Source organism: Mesorhizobium sp. B2-2-4 (genome assembly GCF_006442375.1).
GTDB lineage: Bacteria > Pseudomonadota > Alphaproteobacteria > Rhizobiales > Rhizobiaceae > Mesorhizobium.
Map to the genome: position 1 here is coordinate 294,885 of NZ_VFWB01000004.1, position 26,900 is coordinate 321,784.

25 protein-coding genes and 1 pseudogene are annotated in these 26,900 nt (G+C 60.9%); 15 read left to right on the forward strand and 11 right to left on the reverse strand.

All coding sequences use genetic code 11. The features are described from left to right. Positions 1-11 precede the first annotated feature (11 nt). Together FJ959_RS12410 and FJ959_RS12415 are read left to right on the forward strand one after the other, a co-directional pair. Entirely contained in the window at positions 12-1,151 is a 1,140-nt protein-coding gene (locus FJ959_RS12410) for an XRE family transcriptional regulator (protein ID WP_140630276.1), read from the forward strand. Beyond that, positions 1,151-1,618 carry a PIN domain-containing protein gene (locus FJ959_RS12415; RefSeq protein ID WP_140581672.1) on the forward strand — a complete coding sequence of 156 codons (468 nt, stop codon included), beginning with the start codon at positions 1,151-1,153 and terminating at the stop codon, positions 1,616-1,618. The genes FJ959_RS12410 and FJ959_RS12415 overlap by 1 nt, the downstream gene beginning before the upstream one ends. A gap of 132 nt (positions 1,619-1,750) precedes the next feature. Here the strand turns inward: FJ959_RS12415 and FJ959_RS12420 are convergent, their stop codons facing one another. The 6 genes from FJ959_RS12420 to FJ959_RS12450 all read right to left on the reverse strand — a co-directional run bounded on the left by FJ959_RS12420 (position 1,751) and on the right by FJ959_RS12450 (position 9,234). Further along, complete coding sequence (locus FJ959_RS12420; RefSeq protein WP_140630278.1) at positions 1,751-2,587, reverse strand: hypothetical protein; 837 nt, start codon at positions 2,585-2,587, stop codon at positions 1,751-1,753. A 505-nt stretch (positions 2,588-3,092) separates the two neighbouring features. Next, positions 3,093-4,286 (reverse strand): IS91 family transposase, encoded by a 1,194-nt coding sequence (locus tag FJ959_RS12430; RefSeq protein WP_140581677.1) that lies wholly within the window; start codon positions 4,284-4,286, stop codon positions 3,093-3,095. A 2-nt stretch (positions 4,287-4,288) separates the two neighbouring features. Further along, positions 4,289-5,197 (reverse strand): tyrosine-type recombinase/integrase, encoded by a 909-nt coding sequence (locus tag FJ959_RS12435; protein ID WP_140581679.1) that lies wholly within the window; start codon positions 5,195-5,197, stop codon positions 4,289-4,291. Positions 5,198-5,481: 284 nt separating this feature from the next. Then, positions 5,482-7,347 carry a TRAP transporter large permease subunit gene (locus tag FJ959_RS12440; RefSeq protein ID WP_140581682.1) on the reverse strand — a complete coding sequence of 622 codons (1,866 nt, stop codon included), beginning with the start codon at positions 7,345-7,347 and terminating at the stop codon, positions 5,482-5,484. 65 nt (positions 7,348-7,412) lie between these two features. Further along, on the reverse strand, positions 7,413-8,396 hold the full coding sequence (locus FJ959_RS12445; RefSeq protein WP_140581684.1) for a TRAP transporter substrate-binding protein: 984 nt from the start codon (positions 8,394-8,396) through the stop codon (positions 7,413-7,415). Between the two features lie 79 nt (positions 8,397-8,475). Then, positions 8,476-9,234: a GntR family transcriptional regulator gene (locus FJ959_RS12450; RefSeq protein ID WP_140581901.1), complete on the reverse strand. Its 759-nt coding sequence runs from the start codon at positions 9,232-9,234 to the stop codon at positions 8,476-8,478. 167 nt (positions 9,235-9,401) lie between these two features. Between FJ959_RS12450 and FJ959_RS12455 the strand changes: the two genes are divergently transcribed. The 4 genes from FJ959_RS12455 to FJ959_RS12470 all read left to right on the forward strand — a co-directional run bounded on the left by FJ959_RS12455 (position 9,402) and on the right by FJ959_RS12470 (position 13,922). Next, on the forward strand, positions 9,402-10,601 hold the full coding sequence (locus FJ959_RS12455) for a mandelate racemase/muconate lactonizing enzyme family protein (protein ID WP_140630281.1): 1,200 nt from the start codon (positions 9,402-9,404) through the stop codon (positions 10,599-10,601). A gap of 9 nt (positions 10,602-10,610) precedes the next feature. Then, the gene (locus tag FJ959_RS12460) at positions 10,611-11,372 is read left to right on the forward strand and encodes an SDR family oxidoreductase (RefSeq protein WP_140581690.1); all 762 of its coding nucleotides are present in this window, start codon (positions 10,611-10,613) and stop codon (positions 11,370-11,372) included. Between the two features lie 764 nt (positions 11,373-12,136). Next, positions 12,137-12,616 (forward strand): hypothetical protein, encoded by a 480-nt coding sequence (locus FJ959_RS12465; protein ID WP_140581692.1) that lies wholly within the window; start codon positions 12,137-12,139, stop codon positions 12,614-12,616. A 151-nt stretch (positions 12,617-12,767) separates the two neighbouring features. Next, positions 12,768-13,922, forward strand: a complete 1,155-nt coding sequence (locus FJ959_RS12470) for a hypothetical protein (protein ID WP_140581695.1) — start codon at positions 12,768-12,770, stop codon at positions 13,920-13,922. On the opposite strand, the gene FJ959_RS12475 is transcribed toward FJ959_RS12470, so the two are convergent. Then, entirely contained in the window at positions 13,889-14,128 is a 240-nt protein-coding gene (locus tag FJ959_RS12475; RefSeq protein ID WP_140581697.1) for a hypothetical protein, read from the reverse strand. The genes FJ959_RS12470 and FJ959_RS12475 overlap by 34 nt on opposite strands. 262 nt (positions 14,129-14,390) lie before the next feature. Here FJ959_RS12475 and FJ959_RS32205 point away from each other — a divergent pair, with 262 nt between their 5' ends. Continuing rightward, complete coding sequence (locus FJ959_RS32205; RefSeq protein ID WP_224704891.1) at positions 14,391-14,672, forward strand: hypothetical protein; 282 nt, start codon at positions 14,391-14,393, stop codon at positions 14,670-14,672. A gap of 223 nt (positions 14,673-14,895) precedes the next feature. Continuing rightward, positions 14,896-15,074: pseudogene (locus FJ959_RS32210) on the forward strand (sigma factor); the annotation flags it as partial. A 119-nt stretch (positions 15,075-15,193) separates the two neighbouring features. On the opposite strand, the gene FJ959_RS12490 reads toward FJ959_RS32210, so the two are convergent. Further along, a complete protein-coding gene (locus FJ959_RS12490; protein WP_224704890.1) occupies positions 15,194-16,156 on the reverse strand; it encodes an alpha/beta hydrolase in 963 nt (320 codons plus the stop codon). 173 nt (positions 16,157-16,329) lie between these two features. Between FJ959_RS12490 and FJ959_RS12495 the strand changes: the two genes are divergently transcribed. Further along, on the forward strand, positions 16,330-17,388 hold the full coding sequence (locus FJ959_RS12495) for a 4-hydroxythreonine-4-phosphate dehydrogenase PdxA (RefSeq protein WP_140581700.1): 1,059 nt from the start codon (positions 16,330-16,332) through the stop codon (positions 17,386-17,388). 31 nt (positions 17,389-17,419) lie between these two features. Next, the gene (locus FJ959_RS12500) at positions 17,420-18,493 is read left to right on the forward strand and encodes a tartrate dehydrogenase (RefSeq protein ID WP_140560091.1); all 1,074 of its coding nucleotides are present in this window, start codon (positions 17,420-17,422) and stop codon (positions 18,491-18,493) included. A 79-nt stretch (positions 18,494-18,572) separates the two neighbouring features. Here the strand turns inward: FJ959_RS12500 and FJ959_RS12505 are convergent, their stop codons facing one another. From FJ959_RS12505 to FJ959_RS12515, 3 genes are all read right to left on the reverse strand, one after another. Beyond that, positions 18,573-19,916: an MmgE/PrpD family protein gene (locus FJ959_RS12505; RefSeq protein ID WP_140581703.1), complete on the reverse strand. Its 1,344-nt coding sequence runs from the start codon at positions 19,914-19,916 to the stop codon at positions 18,573-18,575. A 66-nt stretch (positions 19,917-19,982) separates the two neighbouring features. Then, positions 19,983-20,732, reverse strand: a complete 750-nt coding sequence (gene fabG, locus FJ959_RS12510; RefSeq protein ID WP_140581705.1) for a 3-oxoacyl-ACP reductase FabG — start codon at positions 20,730-20,732, stop codon at positions 19,983-19,985. Further along, positions 20,729-21,439, reverse strand: coding sequence for an FCD domain-containing protein (locus FJ959_RS12515; RefSeq protein WP_140560088.1), 711 nt, complete (start codon positions 21,437-21,439; stop codon positions 20,729-20,731). Before FJ959_RS12515 ends, fabG begins: the two co-directional genes overlap by 4 nt. A 104-nt stretch (positions 21,440-21,543) precedes the next feature. Between FJ959_RS12515 and FJ959_RS12520 the strand changes: the two genes are divergently transcribed. The 5 genes from FJ959_RS12520 (at position 21,544) to FJ959_RS12540 (ending at position 26,802) form a co-directional block, all read left to right on the forward strand. Beyond that, entirely contained in the window at positions 21,544-22,128 is a 585-nt protein-coding gene (locus tag FJ959_RS12520; protein ID WP_140630282.1) for a chromate transporter, read from the forward strand. Next, entirely contained in the window at positions 22,115-22,654 is a 540-nt protein-coding gene (locus FJ959_RS12525; protein WP_140560086.1) for a chromate transporter, read from the forward strand. Before FJ959_RS12520 ends, FJ959_RS12525 begins: the two co-directional genes overlap by 14 nt. A gap of 165 nt (positions 22,655-22,819) precedes the next feature. After that, the gene (locus tag FJ959_RS12530; protein WP_224704928.1) at positions 22,820-23,878 is read left to right on the forward strand and encodes an ABC transporter ATP-binding protein; all 1,059 of its coding nucleotides are present in this window, start codon (positions 22,820-22,822) and stop codon (positions 23,876-23,878) included. Positions 23,879-23,889: 11 nt separating this feature from the next. Then, positions 23,890-24,936 carry an extracellular solute-binding protein gene (locus tag FJ959_RS12535; RefSeq protein ID WP_140560084.1) on the forward strand — a complete coding sequence of 349 codons (1,047 nt, stop codon included), beginning with the start codon at positions 23,890-23,892 and terminating at the stop codon, positions 24,934-24,936. Positions 24,937-25,071: 135 nt separating this feature from the next. Continuing rightward, complete coding sequence (locus FJ959_RS12540) at positions 25,072-26,802, forward strand: iron ABC transporter permease (protein ID WP_224704889.1); 1,731 nt, start codon at positions 25,072-25,074, stop codon at positions 26,800-26,802. Positions 26,803-26,900 lie beyond the last annotated feature (98 nt).

Consider the following 26,900-nt stretch of genomic DNA (forward strand, 5'->3'; position numbering starts at 1 on the left):
CCTGGGGCGAAATGGCAGAGCAGATTCCCATCAACCCCGCCCTCTTGGTTTGGGCCCGCCAGCGAGCGGGCCTGAGCCGTGACGAGGTCGCACAGAAGTTCAAGCGGATCGCCGACTGGGAGGCAGGTGCATCCGCGCCGACCTACCCGCAGCTTGAGCAACTCTCCGACATGCTCAAGGTCCCGATCGCGGTGTTTTTCTTCCCCGACCCGCCGGATGTGCCGCCGATCAACGAGACGTTTCGCACGCTGCCTGAGGCCGAGTTGGATCGCCTGCCGAGCCGGGTTCGCATGTTGATGCGCAAGGCAAAGGCAATGCAGATCAATTTGGCGGAACTCACCCAAGGACGGAACCCGGCAGAGCGTCTTATCACGCGGGATCTACAGTTCGCTCCGAACGTAGATATAGCCCAGATGGCCGCCGCCGTGCGTCAGTACATTGGGGTGACCGTCCAGCAGCAGCAGACATGGCACGGTGATGATGCGGCTCTTAAGGAGTGGCGGACGGCTCTGCTGAACGTGGGCGTCTTCGTCTTCAAGGACGCGTTCCGAGCGGACGACTTCTCGGGGTTCTGCCTCTACGACGATGAGTTCCCAGTAATCTATGTGAACAACAGCTCGACCAGGACCCGGCAGATATTCACCTACTTCCACGAACTCGCGCACCTCATCTTCCATACCAGCGGAATCGATATGGTTCGCGACCGATACGTGGATCGGCTCGTTGGCGATGCCCGGCAGATTGAGGTTATCTGCAACAGCTTCGCTGCCCAGGTACTGCTGCCAGAAGACGCCTTCCAACGCGCGATGGTCGGAAGGCAAGCCACCGAAGTGACTGCAGAGACTCTCGCGGCCCAGTTCCACGTCAGCAGGGAGGTGATTTTTCGTCGCCTGTTGGACGAAGGCAGAGTGGCAGAGGACCGGTACGACCAAGCGGTCGAAAGGTGGAACGCGCAGCGCCAGATCGAGCGCGCACCGGGCGGAAATCCGTATTGGACCAAGCTCGCGTACCTGGGCCGTGAGTACGTGGCCCTGGCACTGTCGCAGTACCACCAGAACAGGATCGACGAGGGACAGCTGGCAGACTTCCTCGATACGAAGCCGCGTCACGTTGGGGCTCTGGAGGAGTATTTCAGCCGGGGGGCTTCTTAATGTACGTGTTCGACACCTCGCCCCTCTCAACCCTGTTCAAGAACTACTACCGACGCCGCTTCCCGACGCTTTGGGACCGCTTTGACGGGCTGGTAGCGGATGGCCAGATCATCTCAACCCGCGAGGTCCGCCGCGAGTGCGTGGACGGTCCTGTGGAGACCTTGAGGGACTGGGCTGGGACGCGGGAAGAATTCTTCCACATACCCGGCGCAGCTGAGGGCGCGTTCGTGGGCCAGATATACGGGGTCGTGCACTTCCAGCAAAACATCGAGCAGCGGAAGCTGCTCAGGGGCGGGCGCAACGCTGACCCGTTCGTGATTGCGAAGGCGGCGTCGGAGGGACGAGGCGTGGTCACCATGGAGGAGTTCAAGCCGAACGGCGCGAAAATCCCGAACATTTGCCGCCATTTCGAGGTGGAGTGCCTGTCGCTCGAAGAGTTCATGGAGCGCGAAGGCTGGGAGTTCTAGAGGCACTTGGGCTTAAACCTGCGACCCGCTTATTGAGAGTAGCTGCGGGCGCCGCGATGGCAGCTTTTTGCCAGTCACCGCCCGCCAATCGCCAGTCGGTCCCCATAGGCACTCGGGGGTCTCCGCCGCTATCTAATTCTCCGCCTCTGCCGCAGCGGCTGCCCGTTCATCGGGCGTCGGGAAGATAGTTAGAAGCTCCTCAGGAGGAATGTTTTTTGAACCTTTTTCAAGCAAGCCGCTGGAGGTAAGGCATATAAAGCCGATTCCGAATTGGCACGCGGAGATCATAAAGTCCTCCTTCTCCTTGTAGCCGTAGCGGTAGCCGAATCTGCGCCCGTACTCCTTGATGTTGCGTCGGGTCCCCTCCTCTGTCTCGGGCAGCATCCGATTCAGGTAGTCCGTCAGCATCGAAGCCCGCGGATGGCGGCCATGCACTATGCCCGCCCAGATGTAGTGCTTCCTCGTAAGGAACTTGCCGCCCGTCTCCCTGTAGTAGATCGCGCAAGCTAGCTTCCGACCGATGACCTTTGCGGCCTCGAAAAACTCCTCGGACGCTCCCGCAAGCGGCAAGTTGGTCAGGTCAGCATCCGGCGGCACCTGGATACCCATCTTAGTGAGCGCTTCCGCCTTGGCCTTATTGCTAAGCTTTGTGTTTAAGAGTGCCGATTTGTAGTTGTTCTTGATGCCGTCCCGTAGCTTCCACATCGACCACAGGTCTTTGGCGAACAGATCGGGGTTCCCCATCTGCATGTAGTAGCCGAATATCTGGTCTTCCTTCTTGCTCGACCGGTTGCAGGCTTCGCACGCCGGAAACTCAAAATCCTCGGGGAAGTAGCCTTTCGGAAAACACGCCTGAGGCGGGATGTGATCGATCGTGGACGACTTTGTCGCGCCGCCGCAGAGGCAGCACAGGGGATGATCCTCTAGCAGCTGTTGATAGCGGCTCTTCTTCTGCTTCGCTTGTCCCATCTAGCATCTCCCAGAGTGCTTGCCAGCTTGCAGCCTTTAGCCACGCAATGACGGTGTCTTACGCGCCTCCGATCAAGCCTAAAGTTGGGCGTGCCCGCAATGGCAGACTTCGGGAAGCAGTCAGTGGCTTCGGAACGACAGAGATGAGGTCGGCTGCGGAATGGCAGCTATAGAGATAAATACAGCCGAAAGCTGACGGACTGCTGTCGTGAAGAGTTTCGGGCGCCGGCAGGCGTACGAAAGTCCCCGAGGAAGGAACCCGCGGGCCACAGGCGATGGCTATGGGGATTTCGATTTTTGGCTGGTGTCGGGGATGGCGCGACCACCGCCGAGAAGCGGCGGGATTGATGCACACGGACCGCCTTGTCTTCCGGCCTTCGGCATGCTCGGCTCGGGGTGCGGTCGGACGCAGCCCTGTCGAGGCCGATGATCACCATGGACGCGCGTGGGTTCGTTGCCGGAGGCTGAGCGCCTGTGGCTGAAGGCTGGACTTCGCCATGCCGCGTCATGGGACGCTCTCCCGGTTCGTCGCCGATGCGTCCGGCGGCCCGCGCGGCTGCCTCCACCGTTCGAACACGTCGATGATGATCATCCGTCCGCCGCAGCACGGGCATGGCGGGCGGAAGTCAGTCGGTTCTTCCGGAGTGTCGTCTTCGGGCGGCGGCGCGACGCTCAACAGTTTGCGCGCGAGTGCGAGGCTGGCCTTGCGAGCAGAGCCGGCGAGCAGGCCGTAGTGCCGGATGCGGTGGAAGCCACGCGGCAGGATGTGGAGCAGGAATCGGCGGATGAACTCGTCGGTGGCGAGCGTCATGATCTGCTGCCGGTCTGTGCCGTCGCGACGATAGTCCTTGTAGCGGAACGTGACCTCGGCCTCATCGAATCGGATGAGGCGGCGGTTCGAGATCGCAACCCGGTGGGTGTAGCGGGACAGATAGGCAAGTACGGCTTGAGGCCCGGCGAAGGGCGCCTTGGCATAAACCACCCAGCGCTTCTTCCGGACCGGCGCCAGGTGCCGCAGGAATGCTTGCCGGTCGGTGAAGTGCGCCATCGATCCAAAGAAGGTGAGCCGGCCGGCATCGTGCAGCGCGACCAGCCGCGTGAGGAACAGGCGGCGGAACAGCTTGCCGAGCACGCGCACCGGCAGCAGGAAGGCCGGGCGCGACGATATCCACCGGCTTCCGTCTGGCGCGATGCCGCCGCCCGGCACGATCATGTGCACGTGCGGATGGTGCGTCATCGCCGAACCCCAGGTGTGGAGCACGGCAGTGATGCCGATGCGCGCGCCGAGATGCTTCCGATCTGCCGCGATGGTCAGCATCGTCTCCGACGCTGCCTTGAACAGCAGGTCGTAGACCGCCGCCTTGTTGTGGAAGGCGATGTCGGCGACCTCGGCGGGCAGCGTGAAGACAACGTGGAAGTAGCCGACCGGCAGCAGGTCGGCCTCGCGCTCGGCAAGCCATGTCCGCGCGGCCGCGCCCTGGCACTTCGGGCAGTGCCGGTTGCGACAGGAGTTGTAGGCGATGCGCCACTGGCCGCAGTTCTCGCAGGCTTCGACATGCCCGCCGAGGGCCACGGTGCGGCAGTGCTCGATCGCCGACATGACCTTGAGCTGCTGCAGGGTCAGATGTCCTGCATGGGCGGCCCGGTAGGCGGGCCCGGCAGTGCGGAAGATGTCGGCAACCTCGATCGAGGCGCGCACGCTCAGCCGTCGGGTGAGATCTCTTCCGGCTTGAAGAGGCCAAGCTTGTCGAGCGGGCTCGTGACCGTGCGCACCGTGCGGGTTGCAACCTTGGTGTAGAAGGCGGTGCTATTTAGCTTGGCGTGCCCGAGCAGGACCTGGATGATCCGGATGTCGGTGCCGTCCTCCAGCAGGTGGGTGGCGAAGCTGTGACGCAGCGTGTGCGGCCCGACCCGCTTGGCGATGTCGGCGGCCTGCGCTGCCTCGACGACCACGCGATAAAGCTGGCGGGTGCTGATCGGCTTCATCGCATGCTGCCCCGGAAACAGCCAGCCGTCGCGATGCATCACCCCCTGCTGGCGTCCGACCTGCCACCACTGGCGCAGCAACAAGAGCAGATCTTGCGACAGCATGGCGTTCCGGTATCGCCCGCCCTTGCCACGCTCGACACGTAGCAGCATCCGCTCGCTATCGATGTCAGCGACCTTCAGCGTCGAGACCTCCGCCACGCGCAGGCCCGCGCCATAAGCGACCGACAGCGCGGCCTGGTGCTTGAGGCAGGTGGTGGCGTTGAGCAGCCGGGCAACCTCGTCGCGGCTCAGGACCACGGGCAGCGTGCGCGGATGCGCCAGCCGAACGAGCTTGCGCGCCAGATCCGGACGATCGACCGTATGCGTGAAGAAGAAGCGCAGCGCCGACACGATGCTGTTCATCGTCGGCACGGGAACGCCGTCGTCCTGCTGCTCGATCTGGAAGCGGCGCAGGTCGTCGGTGGTCGCTGTGTCTGGTGAGCGCCCGAGGAACGTCGCCAGGCGTCCGATGTCGCGGAGATAGTTGCGCTGCGTCTCCCGTGAGAAACGCCGCATGTTCATGTCGTCGATCAGCCGCTGCCGCAGCGGACTGATAGGTGCATCAAGAATAGGATAGGGCATGGTCGGGCTCCTTGTTGAAGAAGCCCGTGATGCTCTGCCCCTGCCGAACCCCGCTCAACGCAGGCGCAACGTCCGGTTCTTGATCTCTACCTCAACCGCAGGCGCCCATCCCGCGCAGCGGGTTCGTTCATCGGCCCCATCGGTCGTCAAGCTGCGTTCGTAGACTTTCAAAAGCGGGAACTGCCTCTAATACATCCGAGTGCCAGCCGATTATGTCGGCACGCACTCGTCAATGCTTGTGGTACGTACGCCGTTACCTTCGATGCCGAATCCGTTTGGGGAAATCACTCCATCAGATTCCACAAGCCGAGCGTCAGAACCGGGAAAGCGCAGACGAGGGCTAGGACGATGACGCCGGCAAGGAAGAACGGCATGACCTCCCGGAAGACCTTGACCGGTGAGACCTTGGCGATCTGGGCCGAGATGAACACGAGAATCCCGACCGGCGGCGTCAGCCCGCCCATCTGCAGGTTGATGATCATGATCATCCCGAGCTGGACCGGGTCCATGCCGACCGATTTCATCAGCGGCAGGAACAAAGGCGCCAGGATCAGCATCGCCGGGGTCAGGTCGAGGAACATGCCGGCCACGAACAGGATTGCGTTCATCATCAAAAGGAGCAGCAGCTTGCTTTCGCCGCCGACGCCGATCCACTCGATCAATTGCTGGGGAATCTGCTCGGCGATCAAAACCCAGGCGAACGGGATCGATGCCGCGATCAGGAAGCCGATCAGGGCCGAATCCGTCGCGCATTCGACGAGCGAGCGATAGAAGGCCTTCCACGTGTATTCCCGGTAGGCGAACTTGCCAAGGATGAAGGTCCAGAACAGCGCGATCGCCCCCGCTTCCGTCGCCGTGGTGATGCCGAAGCGTATGCAGCCGATGATGATCGCGGCGATGAACAGGGCTGGCAATGCGCGCAGGAACGTCGTGCCGACCGTGCTCAACGGTGCCCTTGCCGACGCCGTTTCATAGCCGCGCTTTCGCGCGACCAAATAAGCCGTCGTCATCATGGCGATCGCGATGAGCACACCGGGCACGTAACCCGCAATGAAGAGCTTGGCGATCGAGACGTCGGCGACCGAGGCGTAGACCAGCATGGCGATGGCCGGCGGTACAACATTCGGAAGGATCGATCCTGCAGCGGTCACGGCACAGGAAAAGGCCGGTGAATAGCCGCGCTTGACCATCTGCGGAACGATGATCTTGGTAGTGCTGGCCGCATCCGCTCCGGACGAGCCGGAGATACCGCCGATCAGCAGGCTATTCAGGATATTGACGTGGGCCAGCCCGCCGCGGAGATGGCCGACAAGGGCTGCGGCCAGATCGATGAGCCTGGACGACAGGCCGCCGAGATCGAGCAGATAGCCCGTCGTCAGGAAGAAGGGGATGGCGAGCAGCAGGAAGTTCGTCGCGCCGCTCGCCATTGTCTGGACCACGGCCGGGCCGGGAATGATGTCGGCGCCCCAGGTCGTCAAGAATGCGCCGAAAAGCAGCGAAAACGCTACCGGAACGCCGAGAAACAGGCAGACGAAGAAGGTCACCGTCATCAGAAGGCTGGGCGAGATGTCGATGAATGGCAGGAAGGACGAATTGTCCATCACAAGATAGGCGATTGCCGCGGTGACGATGGCAGCCGCATTGCGCAAGAAGGTGCGGCCGTCTCCGTCCTGGAACAGCGCGAACAGGAGCCCGATAGCGGCGGTCGTGGGGATCACGCCGAAGCGGTAGGCGTTCGGCCATTGCAGGGTGATGCTGAGGCCGCCGACGAGGGTGGCGAGCCGATAGCCCGCGAACGCCAGCATGATGAGGGTCAGCGCCACAATGACGTCCCGAAGGAATCGCGTGACGCGGTACCCCAGGACGAAATCGACCGCGACATGCCGTTTCTGCCGGATGCCCATCGCCGCGCCGATGAAGATCATCCAGGTGAAGGCCCAGACAGAGAACTCCTCCGTCCAGGAAAAGGAATCGTTGAAGACGTAGCGTGAGACCACGCCTGCCAGAACGGAAAGCGACATGAGAACGAGCACGACAAAATTGACGGCGCCCATGGCTTTCTCAATGAGAGAAATCACGGGCTCGAACCGCGCCTCAATAGAGGAGCCGCGGCCAAGCGCCGTGGCCTGCACGCTATCTGGAGCTTCCATGACCTTCCTCCCGGCAGTAACGGTAGAGAGCGTCGGCTCCGGTCATGGGGCCGACGCATGAGACGCTATTTGGTGTTCTGGATGATCTTGATGAGCGCGTCGGCGTCGGGGATCTTCGCGGCGAACTCTTTTTGCACAGGTTCCATCAGCGCAATCCAGGGCGCCTTGGCCTCGATCGTCTTGATCTTGGCGCCCTTGCTTTCGGTTTCGGCGAGCGCTGCGCTGTCCGCCTTTTCCTGTAGCGCCGGCAGTTCTTTCTGGGCCTTGACGGCCTCTTCGGTAACGATCGCCTTGTAGTCGTCGGGCAGCTTGTTCCACCAGTTGTCGGCCACCACCCAGGTGCCGAAGGCGTAGATGTAGTCGATCTTCGTGTAGTAGGGCGCGACTTCATAGAATTTGAACGTCAGGTAGTTTGAGGCCGTGTTGTCGAAATAGTCCGCCACGCCGGTCTGCAGCGCATTGTAGATTTCGGGAGCCGGGATCGGCACGGGATTGGCGCCGACCGCCTTCCAGGTCGCAACGAAGAGCGGGCTCTGGATGACGCGCATCTTCTTGCCCTTCACATCGTCCGGCTTATCGATCGGAAAGGTGCTCATCAGGTTGCGGGCGCCGTTGACGGAAAACCCGAGCAGATGGAACCCCTGCTCCTCGAATTTCGGAGCAAGCTGCTCCGTCAGCGGCCCGTTGATCGCAACGGCCTGGGCATCCGACGTCACCAGGAAGGGAAGATCGAGCACCTGGACCTGCGGCACCCAGGACGACAGGACTGAACTGGTGAGAACGCCCATCTGCACGGAACCCAGCCGGATTCCCTGCGCCGCGTCGGCTTCGCCGCCAAGCAGGCTGTTGGGATAGATCTTGATATCGACGTCGCCCTTGGTGCGCTGGCGCACCGCTTCAGCGAAATTCTCGGCAGCGACCTCCTTGGGATTGCCCTTCTGGACGTCGAGCGAAAGCTTGGCGGTGAACTTGGCAGCTAAAGCGTCTGTGGCAGACAGGGCGGTCGCTGCTATCGCGGCGGAAAAGATCAAGGCAAGGATAGATTTCACGTGGGTTCTCCTCTCTGAAGTTTGGAATGCAGAAAATTGGGCGTAGGGTTATTGGCCCATCGCCGGCGACGTTTACAGATCAGATCAGCGGCGCCAGGCTGGCATCGAGAAGCGAGGGATCCACCTCTCTCTCGATCGCTTCGAACATACTTTCTACGAAAGCGATGAGATCGTTCGTGGCCCTCACCGCCCGATCTTCATGGCGGTTTGCCACGGCATCGAGGATCGCCAGATGGCAATCGATGGCCGCGGCCAGGCCGTCCGTGGCCGACAATTGTGTGTGATGAATCCAGCCGATCCGCCGGAAGATCGTGTGGAGCGGACGTAACGTATGCTCGAGAAACGGCTCGGCGGCGGCGGAGAGAATAAGCTTGTCGATGCGGCGGTCCAGAACGTTGAAGGCATCGACCGTCAATGTATCTCGCCGCTCTCCCAGTAGACGGGACATATGCAGCAACTGGTTGCGGTGGGTCGACTGCGAGCGTTCGGTCGCAAGCTGGATAACGAACCGCTCCAGATCACCGCGAAGCCGGAGCAGCGTCCGGTCACGGGCAAGATCGATCGGCGCGATTTGGAGCCCGTGGCGCGGATGGACGACGATCAGGGTGTCGTCAGCGAGCCTGCCGACGGCCTGATGGACCGGCGTACGACTGAATCCCGAGAGGTTCTGAAGCTCCTGGATCGAAAGCCGGCTGCCCGGCCTGAGCTCACAGTTGATGATCAGCCCCTCGATCCTCTCGTAAGCGAGCTCGAAGAGATTTCTAGAATTTTGTCGCCGGGGCGCATCCTCCGCCACCAGCGAATCCGCCAGTTTCGGCACTGTTCGTTTGTTAGCCATGCCAATCCTCCCGAGACGGCGTTCCAACTCACCGTAAAAACTCTTATGACATATTGTGATATTTCACAACAGGGATTACGCTGCCGTACGTTACCGGGGAACATGGTCACTCATGACTTGACCGTGCGCCGTTCTCTGGAAGCAATATCTGGAGGAGGATTTCGACCATGAAAATCACTGCGCTTGAAACCCTGCGCACCGAGGAATTCTCCAACGTCCTGTGGGTGCGCGTGCACACCGACCAAGGCACGATCGGGTTGGGAGAAACCTTCTATGGCGCCGGCGCGGTGGAAGCTCAGATCCACGACACGCTGGCGGGCCGTCTTCTTGGACAGGACCCACTGCGCATCGAAGCACTCAATCGGATCATGACCGACCTGCCGATGGCGCAGGCATCGACGGGCGTCGAATATCGCGCCGCTTCTGCCATCGACATCGCGTTATGGGACCTGTTCGGCAAAGTCTGCCATCAACCGGTGCATCAGATGCTTGGCGGCCTCTGCACCGACAGACTGCGGGTGTATAACACCTGTGCGGGGTATGGTTACGTGCGCAACAAGAATATCCGCCCGGTCGACACCTGGAACCTCGGCAACAAGGAGGGTCCTTATGAAGATCTCGCAGCGTTCATGACCGATGCGGGAGCGCTGGCCGAGAACCTGCTCGAAAGTGGCATTACAGCCATGAAGATCTGGCCGTTCGACCCGGCCGCGCAGGAAAACCGCGGCATGTTCATCAACGCCGAGCAGATGAAAAAGGCGATCGAACCCTTCGAGAAAATACGCAAGCGGGTCGGCGACAAGATGGAGATCATGGTCGAGTTCCACTCCTTATGGAACCTGCCGACAGCAAAGACAATCGCTCGCGCGCTCGAGCCCTATCAGCCGACCTGGTATGAAGATCCCATCCGCATGAATTCTCCGCAGGCGTTGGCGGAATATGCGGCCTCAACCGATGTCTGGGTATGCGCCAGCGAAACGCTCGGCACGCGGTTCCCCTACAAGGACATGCTCGATCGCGACGCCACTCATGTCGTGATGGTCGACCTGTGCTGGACCGGCGGCCTGACGGAGGGGCGAAAGATCGCGTCCCTCGCCGACACCTATCACCGCCCCTTCGCCCCGCATGACTGCACCGGGCCGGTCGGCTTCGCGGCCGCCGTGCATGCGTCCTTCAGCCAGCCCAACACGCTGATCCAGGAATCGGTTCGGGCGTTCTACGACGGCTGGTACAAGGAACTGGTCACTGTGGTTCCAACCATCAAGGACGGCTATGTGCTGCCGATGGAAGGTCCTGGCCTCGGCGTCGACCTGCTTCCTGCGGTATACGAGCGCTCTGACCTCATCTGCCGCAAATCCGAACTGTGAGGCACTGATATGACTCTGTTCGATCTCTCCGGTTCCACCGCTCTCGTCACCGGTTCTTCCCGGGGCCTTGGCCGCGCGATTGCGGAGGGGCTGGGCGCCGCCGGTGCCCGGCTTGTCCTCAACGGCCGTGCCGGCGCCGGCCTCTCGAAGGCCGCGCACGAAATGCGCGCCGGCGGCAACGAGGTGCACGAAGCCGTTTTCGACGTGACCGACGAGGCAGCGGTCAAAAAGGCCTTCGACCGCTTCGACGCTGAGGGGCTCGCGGTCGATATCCTTGTCAACAATGCCGGCATCCAGCACCGGCAGCCGATGGTCGATCTGTCGCTTGCCGACTGGCAGCGCGTGATCGACACCAACCTGACCAGCGCCTTTCTCGTCGGGCGCGAAGCGGCACGCCGCATGATCCCGCGCGGGCACGGCAAGATCATCAACATTGGCTCACTCACCAGCGAACTCGCGCGCGCCACCGTCATCCCGTACACCGTTGCAAAGGGCGGTATAAAGATGCTCACGCGCGGCATGGCGGCCGAATGGGCGAAATCCGGCATCCAGGCCAATGCGATCGGCCCCGGCTACATGCTGACCGATATGAACGAGGCCCTCGTCAACGACGAGAAGTTCGACGCCTGGGTGAAGGCAAGGACCCCAGCCGGCCGCTGGGGCAAGCCGGAGGAGCTGATAGGCACCGCCGTCTTCCTTGCGTCGCGCGCCTCGGATTACGTCAACGGCCAGATCATCTACGTCGATGGCGGAATGATTTCCGTTTTGTGAGCAGTGCCTGCATGCTCCTTTGAGTAGGCTCTAAATCTTGTCGGACATCGATCAACTCGTTGTCGCGTGGCGCCAACTGGGTCGCTACGTATCCGGTACGCATGTCCGCCGTCATTGTTCAGGCGCCGAAAGCTGCCAGTCCGCTTTCGGCCCCCTTCCGGTCCCCTTCCGGTCATTCACGCGCCCGCCGATAGCCGAAGGAGCCAGTGCTGTTGACGTCAAAAACACAAAGGCCGCCACTACATGTTCGCCATTTGTGCTTCGAAAGTCGCATAAATGGCAGTGAGGAACGCAGCCGGCCCATGACCGCTGTGATGTCCGGAATTATTTGGCATTTCATGGGGTTTACCAGTCCGGAATTATGGGCCGCAGGCGTTCAGCCTATACGATTGAAAACAAGAGGATTTTCAGGTCGAGGATAGGGGTTTCCGATCCAAAGACCGGGTTTACCAATGGCCACAATCACAGCTAATTCTGGATTGGCGTTAAGTGGTTGAATCAGCGTGGAAGTTAAGCGCCTCTATTGGTCAACCTGCTTGCGGTCGGCAACGGATAGGTCAACCCCAAAAACCCAGGATTGGTAACCGAAGCAGCAGCCCTATCGACTAAGATTCAGCTCTACGCCTTCACTGTCCCCAGCAAGGGCTCTCGGTAGCGAATGGCGCCCTTGAGCGGGCGAGGGCGGCAAGGCGTGGATGTCACGACACATATAACTCGAGCTGCTACTCGGTGGTTTCCGTTCTGCAGCTGGGGACTAGCGCACGATGTCGAGGAAAGAGTTCGTTCCACTCAACCTGCTCGCCAGCTTGGCGGGAATCTCTCGACAAGCGGTTTGGAAGGCCTGCCAGCGCGGCAACTGGCGGGGGCACGCCCTGGAGGTGCGCGTCGTTCAGGGCAAGGGTGGCAACGCGGGCAAGCAGTATCTCGTTAGTTTGGCTTCCCTCCCACCGGAGTTGCAACTCCGGTTAAAGCCCATTGAAACGCAGGCTCAAAACCGTCCGAAGCCGATTGCAAGCCGGGGGCGGCGCGGCAGAGCGGATCAAGGCAAGAAACGCGTCGTCATCAGTCGGCAATGGGATGCTTTGGTACCGTTCGACGCTGTCACCAAGGCCCAGATTGCAGAGGATCTAAAACAGGAAACTCGAGGCCTTTTGGCGGCCGGCGCAGCCTGGGGACATGTCAAAATCTTGGCTCGCAACCTTCTGGCAGAGACCACTAGGTCATGGGGATTCCGCCCCCAATGATCCAGCCAGTTTTGAGCAAGCTTGTTCGATCCCGTGGACGCTCGTTTCGGAAGAGATGCATTATCGGAAGGTCCATCAGTTTCGCACGAACCGCAAAGGTTACGAGGACAGCCGACCGCGCGGGCGGCGCTCCATAGAAGGCATGCGCCCGATGGAATTGGTCGTCGGAGATGTGCATCCGATCGACATCCACCTGACGCGGGCGGACGGCTCGATTTGTACTGCAAAGCTGATCGGGTTCCTCGACTGGGCGACTGGCCGCGTTTGGTGTGATTTGATCGCATTCGACACGCGCGGCAGCGTCAACAACCGTGATGTGATCGAAGTATTTGCGGCCATGGTGGATCATCCAGCCTTCGGCCTGCCTGAAGCTCTCTATATCGACAACGGCAAGGAATACGGGTTCGCGACGTACCTCGACGACGCCATGACACTGATGGTGCCCGGGTTCCATGGGCCGGGTCGCTCGATGCGAGTTGTCAATGCCTTGCCCTACAACGCCTCGGCAAAGCCCATCGAACGCTGGTTCGGCGACTTCGAGTCACGCTATCTGAGCACGCTACCGGGCTGGATTTCCGGCAACCGTATGAACAAGCGCCAGGAAGCGATCGGCCGGACGGTTGCGCCCTATGGCACCTTCGAAGATTTCATTCCCGCGTTCTTCGGTCTCCTGAAGGCCTATCACAGCATGCCTACGGGAAAGCAGAGTGGCCTCAAGGGGCATTCGCCCAACACCACTTTTCAACAGCACGTGGTTGCGGGCTGGTCAGCAATCACCATGAGCCGGGACGAGGTCCGTGCTGCAGTCGCGCGCCGGGTCGAGCGCACCGTCATTCAAGGCGCGATCCAACTCCGTGGGCGTCGGTGGTCCTGCGAAGAGTTGTGGCAGTACACGCACGACAAGGTGCTGGTCTGCGACCCGGTCTATCATGCGCCGGCAGAGCTGCTTGTGCTGGACATGAAGGGTAAAAGGCTCGGGATCGCAACCCCCGATGTCCCACTTCATCCACTTGATCATCGTGGCGCCCAAAGCACGGCAGCACGAGCAAAGGCGCACCGCGATGCGATAGTGCAGATGGGCCGCTCGGTCCCGAAAATCGATGTTGCAGCTCGGCTGATGGCGCTTGGTCAGGATCAACCTGAAGTCATCCCCAACGAGCCGGCGGGCAAAGTATCATTCGACCCGTCTCAGCGGCCGGCGCGGATTCTGATGCCGAAGAAGCCGTTGATTCCTGAAGAGCGCCGGCGCGAACAGGACGAGCGCATGGCCGCTCAGATGGACTTGGTGAAGAGGATCGTCGGATGACGATATTCGTTGAAACCCGGGCTGCGCTCACCGTGCGGGCTGCGTTCGATACGGCGGTCAAGATCCGATATCCGGTGCTTGCGGTCGGCAAAGCCGGACTCGGAAAGACTGTAGCGCTCAACTGGATAGCCGGCCAAAGCGGAGCTGCCTATTGTGAAGTTGCGCAGCATACCAAGGCTATCAGGCCGATGTTCCTGATGCTGCATGACGCGTACGGCGTCCAAAGGGGCAGCAAGCACACATATGACCTTGCCAAGGATTGCATGAAATTTTTTGGGCGCCCGATGCGGCCCGACGCGTCCGTTGCTCGTGGACGAATATCAGAACTTCACACCCACTGTTTTGCGGGAGCTGCTGCATCTTCAGGAGCGATGCGGCTTCGCTTTACTGCTCGCCGGCAACACTCATCGGTTAGCGGGCACGAGGCGTGATACCCATGCTATGGATTAGATCGAAAGCCGTATCGGCATGCGTTTCGAGATCGGGCAGCCGACGCGGGAGGACTGCATAAGGATCGGCGCCGAAAACAACGTTGAGGGAGCCGACGCCTACGAAGCGATTGTTATCTACGGTGAGAACACCTCGCTTCGCGCGCTTTGCCACCTCCTCCAGAATTGCGCTGCCGTTACCAATGGCGTTGGCAGCATTCGTCTTTCTCGGATCGAGACCACGCTTCGTGTCGTGTCGTGCGGCAGCGATGCGCTCAAGCTTTTGCACGAGCGCGGCGACGACCTCCGAAGATCGGCTTAATTCCGGACAGCGACAGATAATTCCGGACTGCACACCAGCACAGCAGTGAAGGGCCTCGAAATCACGGTTGGGCGCTGGGTTACGGGCCCGTCACATCGACATATGACGAGATCAGAGTTTTGCCTGCAAGAGCCCTTATACCTTCTACCTTCCGGGTATTAGCCCCATTCAAACGCAGAAAGACGACCTTAGCACGGGTTCTGGTGAACGAGACGATGATTCCATTGTGCAACTCATCCCCGCATTGCGGGCTTTGCGCACACATTCTACCGAGCCCCGAACGATGCCGACGACCTCGTTCAGGAAACCTTAGTCAAGGCACTTAACGCCTTTGACAGCTGCGAGCAGGGCACCCGATTGAAGTCGTGGATGTTCACGATTACGCGAAATACGTTTTACACGAAAGTGAGAGTTTACGCACCAGAAGCCCCTGGGGCTACGGACTGGATCGCCGACTTGTCAGACTATCGGGAGAAGGGCGTCAGAGCACAAACCCTGACGCAAGAAGTCAGGAGGCCGTATCAGGAACGATAGGGGATCGGTTCACCGCCGTTGAAGAAGGTCCAGAAGCTTTCATAGACCAGGTCTGGGCGGTGCTCGGCCGGATAGTGACCGGTCGGGATAGCCCAGCCCCTCAAGTCAGGTGCCCAGGGTTCCCAGGCTTCAATCGGCGTCAGATGACGGCCGACATGGCTGTTGCTACCCCAGATCACCATCGCCGGGCACTTGATCTTCTTCTTGCCGAAATCGGCCGTGTCCATGGCGAGGTCGAGCGTCACCGTCGCGCGATAGTCCTCGCACACCGCGTGGATCTGTTCGGGCGTCGTGCAGCGGGCATATTCCTTGAACGCTTCGGGCGAGAATATCTCCAGGCCCACGCCTTTCTTGTTGAGCTTGTAGTTGATGTAATAGTCGAGATCGGCACAGATCAGCTTCTCGGGGAAGGGCGCCTTTTGCGCCATGAAGAACCAATGGTAGCTCTCCAGCCCCCAGCCGAGGGTGACGTTGGTGAGAAGATGGTAGGTGGGGATGATGTCGAGCGCGCAGAAGCGCGTGATCCTGTTGGGCTGGTCGAGCACCATGCGAAAGCCGACACGTGCGCCGCGGTCGTGGCCGGCAAGCGCGAACTTCTCAAATCCGAGTTCGCTCATCACATCGAAGGCGTCTTCGCCCATGGCGCGGAAACTGTAGGCGGCATGGTCCTCGCCGCCATCGGGTTTCGAACTGTCGCCATAGCCGCGCAGGTCGATGGCCACCACCGTGAAGGATTTTGCCAGGGAAGGCGCGATCCGATGCCAACTGACATGCGTCAACGGGTTGCCGTGCACCAGCAGCAAAGGCGGGCCTGATCCCGCAACGGCGACATTGATCTCCGCCCCCCTGGTCTTCACCGTCCTGTAGGAGAACCCCTCCATCAAGCTGCCATGCTTCTCTTCCAGTGGCGGCATAGAGGATGCAGTGTCCGAGGTGTGCTGGGTGTCCATGGTGCTTCTCCAAAAAGGTCGTCCTAAGTCTTCCTCTCAAATTGAAGATTGTCAACAATTTTCAGTTGACTTTTTTTGGATGCGGCGCAACATCACCTCATAAGGGTCACGAAGCCAAGCTTGCGCGGCCGATATTGGGTGGCCTCACCACCGTCGAGCCGAAGGGCATATCCATGGCAAATCAAGATAGATCCGCGCGCAAGAGTGCCTCATCCCTGCCTCGTCTCGCCTTGCTGCCCGGTGACATGACAGGCATCGGCCCCGAACTCGTCGCCCGCGTGCTGTCGGATGGCAGGCTCTCCGATGTGGCGCGCCTTGTCGTTCTGGGGGACCGGCGAGTCCTGGAGATGGGGGCTCGCGACGCCGGCGTATCCCTTGCCATCAAGACCGTGCCGGATGTCGCATCCGTCGACTGGGATGCAGCCGGAACGCCTCTCATCGATCTCGGCAACATCGATCCCGAGGCCTTGCCGCGCGGCATTGTTTCACCGGAGTCCGGCAAGCTGACTGGCGACACCTTGGCCGAGGCGGTGCGGCTGGCGATGAAAGGTGACGTCGATGGCATCACCTTTGCGCCGCTGAACAAGGCAGCGCTTCATGCCGGCGGCTGGAAGTTTCCCGACGAGCACAAGATGTTTGCCGATCTATTGGGCCACAAAGGCTATTTCTCCGAGATGAACGTGCTCGACGGCCAATGGATGTCGCGCGTCACCTCGCACGTGTCGCTGCGCACGGCGCTCGATCAGATCACGCATGACAGCATCATCGAGGCGATCGAACTGGTCAATCGCACCATGCAGCGCGCTGGTGTGGAGAAGCCGCGCATCGCCGTTGCGGCGCTCAATCCTCATGCCGGTGAGAACGGGCTGTTCGGCCGTGAGGAGATCGACCTGATCGGACCGGCGGTCAACGCCGCCGCGGCCTCAGGCATCGATTGCAAGGGGCCTTTCCCCGCCGACACCATCTACATCAAGGCCTTCGCTGGCGAATATGACAGCGTGGTCGCCATGTACCACGACCAGGGGCAGATCGCGACCAAGCTGCGCGGCTTCAACCGTGGTGTGACCGTCACGGCGGGTCTGGAGACCGTATTCACCACGCCGGCGCACGGCACCGCCTTCGACATCGTTGGCAAAGGTACCGCGTCGACAGGCGCGCTGGAGAGCGCCATTCAACTCGCGGCCCAGCTTGCGCGCCGAAAGGGCATGCAGCACGTAGAGGCCGCAGCCTGAGCAGTTTTCGCCGATCATCCTGGAAAGCAAAATGACACAATCCAACAGTTTCCGCATCGCGGTCATCCCTGGCGACGGGATCGGCAAGGAAGTCGTACCCGAGGGCGTGCGCGCTTTGGAAAAGGTCGCGTCGCGGTTCGGCATCGGGCTGTCGTTCGACTGGTTCGATTTCGCTTCTTACGATTATTATGCCCGCCACGGCCGCATGCTGCCGGAAGACTGGAAGGACAAGATCGGATCGCACGACGCGATCTTCTTCGGCGCCGTCGGCTGGCCAGCCGGCGTGCCTGATCATGTGTCGCTGTGGGGGTCGCTTCTCCAGTTCAGGCGCGAATTCGATCAATATGTCAATCTTCGGCCTGTGCGCCTGATGCCCGGCGTGCGGAGCCCGCTCGTCGGTCGCGGCCCTGGCGATATCGATTTCTGGGTCGTGCGCGAAAACACCGAAGGTGAGTATTCATCGATCGGCGGCCGTATCTTCCCGGGTACCGAGCGCGAAGTGGTGGTGCAGGAAACGGTGATGACGCGTATCGGCGTCGATCGCGTGCTGAAGTTCGCATTCGAGCTTGCCGCCAAGGGCAAGCGCAAACACCTGACCTCGGCGACCAAGTCTAACGGCATCTCGATCAGCATGCCCTATTGGGACGAACGCGTGGAGGAGATGGCCAAGGCTTTCCCCGACGTGCGCTGGGACAAATATCACATCGATATCCTGACGGCTCAATTCGTCCTTCACCCCGACTGGTTCGACGTGGTCGTCGCATCGAACCTCTTTGGCGACATCCTTTCCGATCTCGGCCCCGCCTGCACGGGAACGATCGGCATCGCGCCGAGCGCCAACATAAATCCGGACCGCAATTTTCCGTCTCTGTTCGAGCCGGTTCATGGCTCGGCACCGGACATTGCCGGGCAGGGGATCGCAAATCCGGTTGGACAGATCTGGTCGGCTGCGATGATGCTTGATCACCTCGGACAGCCTGAGGCGGCTGCCGGAATTGTTTCGGCCATCGAGACCGTTCTGGCCGAGCCATCGCTGCGCACACGGGACCTCGGCGGCACAGCGAACACTGTCGAGTGCGGCAAGGCAATCGTCGCCGCGCTCTGATTTTTAGATCAATCACGCTGGCTTAGAGCCAGGACGGCAGGCTGCCTCGTCGGCAACCTGCCCGTGCCGTCGCTTGCGCCTAGGCTGCCGGCGTCGCGGCCTTGGCGATGACGGCGGTATCGTCGAGGCTCTCGATATCCCAGCACAGATCGCGCAAGCGCGCCGCCGCCCTTGCGCCCAGAACCGGTTCGGCAAGCCCACCGAACTTTGCGTTCAGGTCATCGTCGGTCATCGGCCGCGCCAGGCTGCCGATCGCATGCTCGACATGTCGCTTGAGAACACGGCCATCCCTGAGCTTGATCGTGACGTGACATTCGTCTTCGGCAACGCCTTGTGATGCCACCGCGCTGACGCGATCACGCAGCGCGATGACCTGGGGATCGCACACGCTCGCATCGCTGTACTCTGCCTCGCCGGCGCGGCCTTCGATGATGGCGACCGCCGCCGAGTGGTAGACACTGAATTTGCCTTCAAGGCCGACCTGCGGGGTTTTCTTGCCGGTCAATTCAAGCACCAGCGGATCGACTTCCAACTCAATGCTTTCGATCTCGCCGGCCTTCAGCCCGTATTCGTTGCGCAACTGCACGCAGCCGTCGATGATCGGATGGATGACGATGCCGCAAGCGAACGGCTTGTAGGTGTTCAGCCCGATCTCGAAACCGTCGCCCAGACCTTTGGTGATCTCATCGAAATTCCGCTCTGTGGACATGACATGGGCGAAACCGCGCGGCGCCTCGAGCACGCGGTTTGACGAGGTGAAGTCGCGTTGCGCCAGTAGAGCGGAGAACAGGCCATTTTGCGCCGCCCGGCCGGGGTGGAAGCTCTTGCACATGGTCCCGAACATCTCGCGAAAACCGGAAGACTGCGTGCCGGCGATGCCGAGCGCCCAGATCATCTGCTGCTCATTGAGGCCAAGCAGGCGCCCGGCGGCGGCCGCCGCGCCAAAAACGCCGGCCGTTCCCGTGATATGCCAGCCGATGTCATAGTGCGCCGGATAGACGGCATTGCCGATGCGGCATTCGACCTCGACGCCAAGGATGAAGGCATGCAGGAGATCACGGCCGCTCGTCGGCTGCAGTTGCGCGAGGCTGAGAATCGCCGAAGCGACCGGCCCTGCCGGGTGGATGATGGTCCTCAGATGGGTATCGTCGAAATCGAAAACGTGGCTGGCGATGCCGTTGATGAGAGCGGCATTCAAGGCGTCCAGCCGTTCGCGGCGGCCGAGGATCGCTGCTTGATCCTTGCCGGCGAAAGGCGACACTGCGCCTAGGGCAATGTCGACGCTTGGGTGCTGCGAGCCGCCAACCGCGCAGCCGGTCCAGTTGAGGAACGAGCGCACTGCCTCGCGCCTGACGTTCGTGGGTACGCTGTCCGCGGATGCCGACACGACATAGCGCGCCAGTATGGCTGTAACGTCCATCATTTGATCTCCCTGGATCGTTGCTGAGCATCGCGCGGCGCACCGGCATGCTTAGCGGTCTGGCGTGGATTACGCCATGAAGGCACCGCCATTGACGTGGACGGTCTGGCCGGTGATGTAACGAGCCGCCGGTCCGCAGAGATAGCGCACGAGCGATGCAACTTCCTCCGGCGTTCCGCGCCGCCTGGCAGGCGGCAGTTTCCCGGCATGATGAGAGGGTTCCTCGCCGGCACGCTGGGTGTCGATCATGCCTGGCGAAACGCAGTTCACGGTGATGCTTTCACCGGCAAGGTCATGGGCGAGCGCCCGCGTTAACCCGGCCAGACCCGCCTTCGCCGCAATGACATGCGCGCGGCCGCTCGCGCCGGTATGAGCCGACAGGCCGCCGATGTTGATCACCACGCCTTGTCCCGATTTCTTAAGGTACGGGAGCGCCGCATGGGCGGTCAGGAACGCGCCATCGAGAATGATCGAAAGCACCTCGCGCCACTCGACAAAACTCAGATCTGCAAAGGCCGTCTCGCGTCGCACGGCAGCACTGTTGACGAGAATGTCTATGCCGCCGAACTGCCGGACCGTCGCGCCGATCAGCGCGTCAACGGCATTCGGGTCGACGACGTCGGCGAGGACGGCCGCGGCCCTGCCTCCGGCAGCGATGATCTCATTGACGACGGATTCGGCTTCAGCGTGCGACGTACGTGCGTTGACGACCACCGCAGCTCCGGCACGAGCCAGTTCCAGCGCCATCACGCGGCCGATATTGCGTCCCGCTCCGGTCACGATGGCGACGCGGCCCTCAAGTTCCCGAGCGTCGTTCATGCGATATCCCTGGTTTTGCCAGCTTTGCCGATCGCATGCGTCGGATCGGCCGACGCGGGCAAGGTCATGCGGCCCTTGCCGCTGAGCACATGAAGGAAGGCTGTTTCCACGGCTGCGGCGGCGTCGCCTTCACGCAATGCTGCAACGATGCGGCGATGCTCGACATTGGATACGATCAGGCCGCCACCCTGCAGCAAGGCGCGCTCCCGAAACAGGTGCAGTTCCTTGACGAGTTCGGAATAGGCTTTGTGCAACCGGCTGTTTCCTGCAAAGCGCAGGATGGAATCGTGGAACGCCAGATTGATCGGGTAATAATCATCGAGCGAATGGGCGATGGCCGCCTCTTCCATGCGATCCAGCAAGCTCTCGAGTTCCGAAATCTGCTCCGCCGTGACTTTCGTGGCCAGAAGTCGCGCCGCTGATGCAAACAGACCGGCGCGCACATCGTAGAGTTCCGCGGCCTGTTCCTCGCCAATCCTGCGCATGAACACGCCTCGATTGGGCACGAGTTCGAGCAAGCCTTTTTCGGCAAGTGCGCGGCAAACTTCACGGATCGGGCCGCGGCTTACCGAGAAACGGATCGCCAGCGAGTTCTCGTTCAATCGCTCGCCCGGGGCGAATTCCCCCGACAGGATGAGGGTCTCTAACTCGCGCCGCAGGACGCTCGTCAGGGAATGGTTCTGAAGAAATTCAAGCTCGGCCCTCATGACATCATGATCTACTATTTACTGCAAACTGTCAACAGAATACAGTGCGTCGCTGATCGCGATCACGGGCGTTCTCGGGTGAAAGCACGACAATCGGAGGTTTCATGGACCAAATGGACGTCCCGCCGACGACAGATGCGTTGCCGCCGCCAAGCCTCCTCGATCTCTTCCTGGCATTCACCAAGCTCGGCATCACCAGCATCGGCGGTGGTGTGAACGGTATGATGCACACCGAGTTCGTGGTGAATCGGCGCTGGTTCACCGACAAGCAGTTTTTGTCCGGCCTTGCGCTCAGCCAGTCCCTACCTGGCGTCAATGTTGCAAACCTGGCGCTCTGGCTCGGGTTTCAATGTCGCGGTGTTGTTGGAGCCGTGGTTGCGCTGGCAGCGGTGGTGCTGCCACCTGCTGTCGCGATTGTCCTGATAGGAAACATCGTGCTGAGGCTCAGCCCCGATCCTGTGATCGGCGCGATGCTCGTGGGTCTCGCGGTTGCGGCGTCCGGGTTCTCGCTGTCGGTCGGCTACCTTGCCATGCGCTATGCCTGCGTCGACGTTGTTTCAATAGCCCTCTTCGCATGCACGCTGATCGGCGCGACGGTCTTTCATTTCTCGGCTCTTGCCGTGGTGGCGGTGCTCGCACCCATCGGCATCGGCGTCGGCTTTGTAAGAAACCGGCATGAAAGACGATAATCTTCTCGTCAGTCTGTTTCTGGTCTTCGCGCCCATGTCTTTGATGGCCATCGGCGGCGGGGCCTCCATTCTGGGCGAACTGCAACACAGCGTTGTCGACAACCGGCATTGGTTGACTAACAAGAGCTTCCTCGACATGTTTGCCATCTCCCGCGTTGCGCCCGGACCGGGCACGCTGATCGTCACCCTGATGGGTTGGCATCTTGCTGGATGGGCGGGCGCGATCGTTTCGACGATTGCGATTTTTGCGCCGTCGTCGCTGCTGGTGATCGTGGTCGCGCATTTCTGGCACAGCCGCCCCAACGCGGCATGGCAAGGGGCTCTGATTTATGGCCTGGCACCGCCTGCCGCCGGCCTGGTCCTGTCAAGCGTGTTCACTCTCCTGAGCAATGCGAAAGGCGGATGGATTGCCTGGTGCGTGGCCATCATGGTCGCTGTTGCGGCGCGGATGGTTCGCCTCGGGCCTTTGACGCTGATGATCGTCGGATCGGTCGTTTTCTGCGGGTTGATGACGGCTGTCGGATAGGCATTTCAGCCCTATTTCCGGGCCGAAAGGCATCACAGCATCTCTACATCGTGCAGATAGTCGTCAGTTAATTGTTGACAATTGACAAAATTAGACGGAACTTTAGCAGGAGGCACAAGCGCATCGCGTTTGTGAGGAAATGTTCGGGAGGACCCTTTGGCCTTTGTGGAACTCGACAAGCTGACCAAGCGCTACGGCAAGTTGACGGTGGTCAACCGCGTCGATCTCGCCATCGAAAAGGGAAAGCTGGTGTGCCTGCTCGGGCCATCGGGCTGCGGCAAGACCACGACCCTGCGTTTGGTGGCCGGTTTCGTTCAGCCGTCGGATGGTCAAATCCGCGTCGGTGGCCGTGTCGTGTCGTCGCCGCACGCCAGCGAACCGCCGGAAGCACGCAACATGTCGATGATCTTCCAGAGCTATGCGCTCTGGCCGCATATGACTGTGTTCGAGAACATCGCCTACGGTTTGCGGCTTCGTCGCATGGGCAAGGCCGACATACAGACTAAGACAGGTCGCATCCTCCAGGCGACCAAGCTCGAAAGTCTGGCTGAGCGCTATCCGGGCGAGTTGTCAGGCGGTCAGCAACAGCGTGTCTCCCTGGCGAGAGCCCTCGTCATCGAGCCGGAGACGCTGCTCCTCGACGAGCCGCTTTCCAACCTCGACGCCAATCTTCGCGAGGAGATGCGATTTGAAATCCGCCGCCTTCACGACGAGTTCCGCTACACGACCGTCTATGTCACGCATGACCAGACGGAGGCCATGACCGCCGCCGATGTCATCGTGGTGATGAACCAGGGCAATGTCGAACAGGCGGGTTCGCCAGAGGATATTTACGAGCGGCCTCGATCGGAATTTGTCGCGCAATTCATCGGCGGCACCAACATCTTCAAGGGCAATCGGGTCGGAACGGACGCCGTCGATTGCGGCAACGGTCTGGTGCTGCGCTGTGGCAGCGGCGACTATGCCGCCAGTGGCCAGACCGCCATATCCGTGCGCCATCACGATCTGCATCTCACCAACGAGAAACCGACGGGCGATCCGAGCAACTGGGCCACCGGAAAGGTCGTGCGCCAAGTCTATCTCGGGTCGCATCGCGATTATCTTGTCAATCTATCAGGTGGCGAAACCGTGCGGGCGATCGCGCCTGTCGATGTCGCGGTCCCGGAAAACCAGCAAATTTGGCTTCATTGCCCACCTGATCGTTGCCGGGCGCTCGCACACTAGGGAGAGAGAGAATGTCCAACAGGAAAGTCGCAGCAGGCGCGCTCTTCGCGGCGTTGACATGGGGGCAGATGGCATGGGCAGCCCCGCCCGAGCCCTACAAGGTCACCGACGAGCTCGTTGCCGCCGCGATCAAGGAAGCGTCGGTCGTCTACTACACCTCCACCGACGTCCAGGTCGCCGAGAAACTGGGCGCCGCATTCGAGGCGCACTATCCGGGCATCAAGGTCCACGTGGAAAGGGCCGGTTCGGAGCGCGTCTTCCAGCGCATAGGTCAGGAGTATTCGAGCGGCATCCACAATGCCGACGTCATCGAGACCTCCGACGCATCCCACTTCCTGACGTTCAAGGATCAGAATTGGCTGACGCCGGCTGTTCCGGAGGATGTCGCCAAGATGTGGCCGGAAAGGGATCGTGATCCCGATGGCCTGTACGCCGCTTTCCGCGCCACGCTGACGGTGATCGCCTACCGGACCGACATGGTCAAGGAAGGGGACGCGCCAAAGACCTGGACCGATCTGCTCGATCCCAAATACAAGGACAAGCTGGTGAAGTCGCACCCCGGCTACAGCGGCAACGTGATGACTGCCACCTATGCTCTTAGCCAGCTTCTCGGTTGGGACTATTTCGAGAAATTGGGCAAGCAGGGGGTGATGCAGGTTCAGTCCTCGACGGAGCCGCCGAAGGTTCTCGCCCAGGGCGAGCGTCCGATCCAAGCGGACGGCAACGAGTACAACGTGTTCATCCTCCAGGACAAAGGCGTGCCGATCAAAGCAGTCTACCCGGCGGAGGGAACCTCGATTGCTTATGGCAACGCCGCGATCCTGGCTTACGCTCCTCATCCGAGCGCAGCCAAGCTGTTCTACTCCTTCATGTTCTCGCAGGAAGCACAGCAGTTGAATGACGATTTCGGTGGTCTGCGTTCGGTTCGCCCTGATGTGAAGGAGAAATCCAACCGCACGCCGCTCTCGCAGATCAAGCTTCTCGATTCCGATCCGTCCAGCGTTCGGGATGCCGTGGAAGAGATCAAGCAGAAGTACGAAGAGTATTTCGGCACCTAAGAAGCGGCTCGGCGCCGCCCACGGATTAGGCGGCGGAGTGGAAGATCAGGCGATGTCGCCGCCGGCGACATCGCGAGATCCCGAGCCAGTCCGGCGGATGTTTCGCCGACATCGGATCAACCCAGAGGTGACCAGGTGACCATCGCTGCATTGTCCCCCGATTCCGCCAACAGGCGACACCTCGGCAGGTTCGATTTGTCGACACCGCTTTTCGTTTTTCTTGCGCTCGTCCTGTGCGTGCTGGTCCTGCTGCCATTGTTCTGGCTGGGATACTACGCCCTGACCAACAAGGCCGGTTCACCAACCCTGGCGAACCTGGCTCGCCTCTTTACCGATGCCACAATTCGCCGGGCCTTCCTCATATCGCTGGGTATGGCCGGTTGTGTCGGCCTGTTTTCTTGCCTGGTGGCCACGCCGTTGGCCTGGCTTGTCGCACGCACTGATATGCCGGGACAGCGCCTGGTCCGCAGCCTGGTGACGGCATCCTTTGTGACGCCGCCATTCCTGGGCGCTATTGCCTGGGCGATGCTGGCCGCACCCAACAGCGGCATTCTCAACAATATCTACCGCTGGGCATTTGGCCTCGATCAATCGCAGGCTCTGTTCAACATCTACACCTTCACCGGACTGGTGTTCGCGATCACCTGTTATTCGTTCCCCTTCGTCTTCACGCTCGTTGCCAACGCCTTCGACAAGGTGCCTTCCGATCTCGAGGAAGCATCTGCGATCCTCGGCGGCAAGCCAGGCACCACATTGCGGCGGGTGACGTTGCCCATGGTGCTGCCGGCGATGCTCGCCGGAACTCTGGTCGCCATCGTCCAGGCCTTCACCATGTTCGGTTCGCCGGCGATCCTGGCGCTGCCGGCGGGATTCCACGTTCTCACTACGAAGATCTGGAGCTTCTTCCAGTTTCCTCCCCGGCTTGACCTTGCGGCAGCGAGTGCCGTGCCTCTGCTTGTGGTGACGATGCTCTTGCTCTGGGGGCAGAGATGGCTGCTCGGACGGCGTGGCTATACCGTGCTCGGTGGCAAGAGCGGCACCCCCCGGCGTGTGAAGCTGGGCAACTGGAAATGGCTGGCGGGTGCATACGTGCTGTTCATCCTCTGCGTGACGATCCTGTTTCCCTATCTGGCCTTGCTCAAGGTGGCTCTGACCCACAACATCTCCGAACCGCTCAGCTGGAATTCCTTGACCCTCCACAACTTCCATTTCGTGCTTTTCGAATTCTCCAGCACGCAGCTCGCCATCTGGAACACCTTGATCCTGGGCTTGGCGACGGCAACGATCGCGACGGGCATAGCGCTTATCGTATCCTATCTGGTTGCGCGCCATGCCGTGCCGGGCGCCTCGCTGCTCGGCATGCTGGCAACCGCGCCGATTGCGATCCCGGGCATTGTGCTCGGCGTCGGGCTTTTCCTCGCCTATGCCAATCCGACATTCGGCCTCTACGGCACGCTCTGGATACTGCTCATCGCGTTCCTGACGATCGAGCTTCCAGCCGGCTACCAGCAACTGTCATCGGCCTTCCATGGCGTGCATCCGGAGCTGGAGGAAGCCAGCCGCATTCTCGGCGCCACCCGCTTGAAGACCCTCTGGCGGATCACCGCGCCGCTGCTGCGCACGAGCCTGATCGCGGCCTGGTGTTTCGTCTTCATCGGCACCATCCGGGAGTTGTCGGCGACGGTCCTGCTGACGACGGCGCAGACCAAACTGGTCTCCGTCATCATCTATGACCTGAACGAAAGCGGCGACTACGGAGCTATTTCGGTGCTTGGCATTCTGCTGCTGGTGGTCTCGTTCACCGTCGTCTTCATAGCCAACAAGGTTCCGGTTCTGGGCGGCACAGCCCCGAGAAGTGGCAGTTGATGGGATGCCGGTCTGGTTCCACAGCAATTATCGGCGTTTCACTTGACAACGCGAAGCATGTCTCAGTCATGGTCTTGGGTCGATGCTGTTTGCATCCA

Coding starts and splice junctions, on each gene's coding strand:
- FJ959_RS12410 (WP_140630276.1), top strand. CDS start 12: ATGGCAGAGCAGATTCCCATCAACCCCGCCCTCTTGGTTTGGGCCCGC.
- FJ959_RS12415 (WP_140581672.1), top strand. CDS start 1,151: ATGTACGTGTTCGACACCTCGCCCCTCTCAACCCTGTTCAAGAACTAC.
- FJ959_RS12420 (WP_140630278.1), bottom strand. CDS start 2,587: ATGGGACAAGCGAAGCAGAAGAAGAGCCGCTATCAACAGCTGCTAGAG.
- FJ959_RS12435 (WP_140581679.1), bottom strand. CDS start 5,197: ATGCCCTATCCTATTCTTGATGCACCTATCAGTCCGCTGCGGCAGCGG.
- FJ959_RS12440 (WP_140581682.1), bottom strand. CDS start 7,347: ATGGAAGCTCCAGATAGCGTGCAGGCCACGGCGCTTGGCCGCGGCTCC.
- FJ959_RS12450 (WP_140581901.1), bottom strand. CDS start 9,234: ATGGCTAACAAACGAACAGTGCCGAAACTGGCGGATTCGCTGGTGGCG.
- FJ959_RS12455 (WP_140630281.1), top strand. CDS start 9,402: ATGAAAATCACTGCGCTTGAAACCCTGCGCACCGAGGAATTCTCCAAC.
- FJ959_RS12460 (WP_140581690.1), top strand. CDS start 10,611: ATGACTCTGTTCGATCTCTCCGGTTCCACCGCTCTCGTCACCGGTTCT.
- FJ959_RS12465 (WP_140581692.1), top strand. CDS start 12,137: ATGTCGAGGAAAGAGTTCGTTCCACTCAACCTGCTCGCCAGCTTGGCG.
- FJ959_RS12470 (WP_140581695.1), top strand. CDS start 12,768: ATGGAATTGGTCGTCGGAGATGTGCATCCGATCGACATCCACCTGACG.
- FJ959_RS12475 (WP_140581697.1), bottom strand. CDS start 14,128: ATGCAGCATCAGGAACATCGGCCTGATAGCCTTGGTATGCTGCGCAAC.
- FJ959_RS32205 (WP_224704891.1), top strand. CDS start 14,391: ATGCGTTTCGAGATCGGGCAGCCGACGCGGGAGGACTGCATAAGGATC.
- FJ959_RS12490 (WP_224704890.1), bottom strand. CDS start 16,156: ATGGACACCCAGCACACCTCGGACACTGCATCCTCTATGCCGCCACTG.
- FJ959_RS12495 (WP_140581700.1), top strand. CDS start 16,330: ATGGCAAATCAAGATAGATCCGCGCGCAAGAGTGCCTCATCCCTGCCT.
- FJ959_RS12500 (WP_140560091.1), top strand. CDS start 17,420: ATGACACAATCCAACAGTTTCCGCATCGCGGTCATCCCTGGCGACGGG.
- FJ959_RS12505 (WP_140581703.1), bottom strand. CDS start 19,916: ATGATGGACGTTACAGCCATACTGGCGCGCTATGTCGTGTCGGCATCC.
- fabG (WP_140581705.1), bottom strand. CDS start 20,732: ATGAACGACGCTCGGGAACTTGAGGGCCGCGTCGCCATCGTGACCGGA.
- FJ959_RS12515 (WP_140560088.1), bottom strand. CDS start 21,439: ATGAGGGCCGAGCTTGAATTTCTTCAGAACCATTCCCTGACGAGCGTC.
- FJ959_RS12520 (WP_140630282.1), top strand. CDS start 21,544: ATGGACCAAATGGACGTCCCGCCGACGACAGATGCGTTGCCGCCGCCA.
- FJ959_RS12525 (WP_140560086.1), top strand. CDS start 22,115: ATGAAAGACGATAATCTTCTCGTCAGTCTGTTTCTGGTCTTCGCGCCC.
- FJ959_RS12535 (WP_140560084.1), top strand. CDS start 23,890: ATGTCCAACAGGAAAGTCGCAGCAGGCGCGCTCTTCGCGGCGTTGACA.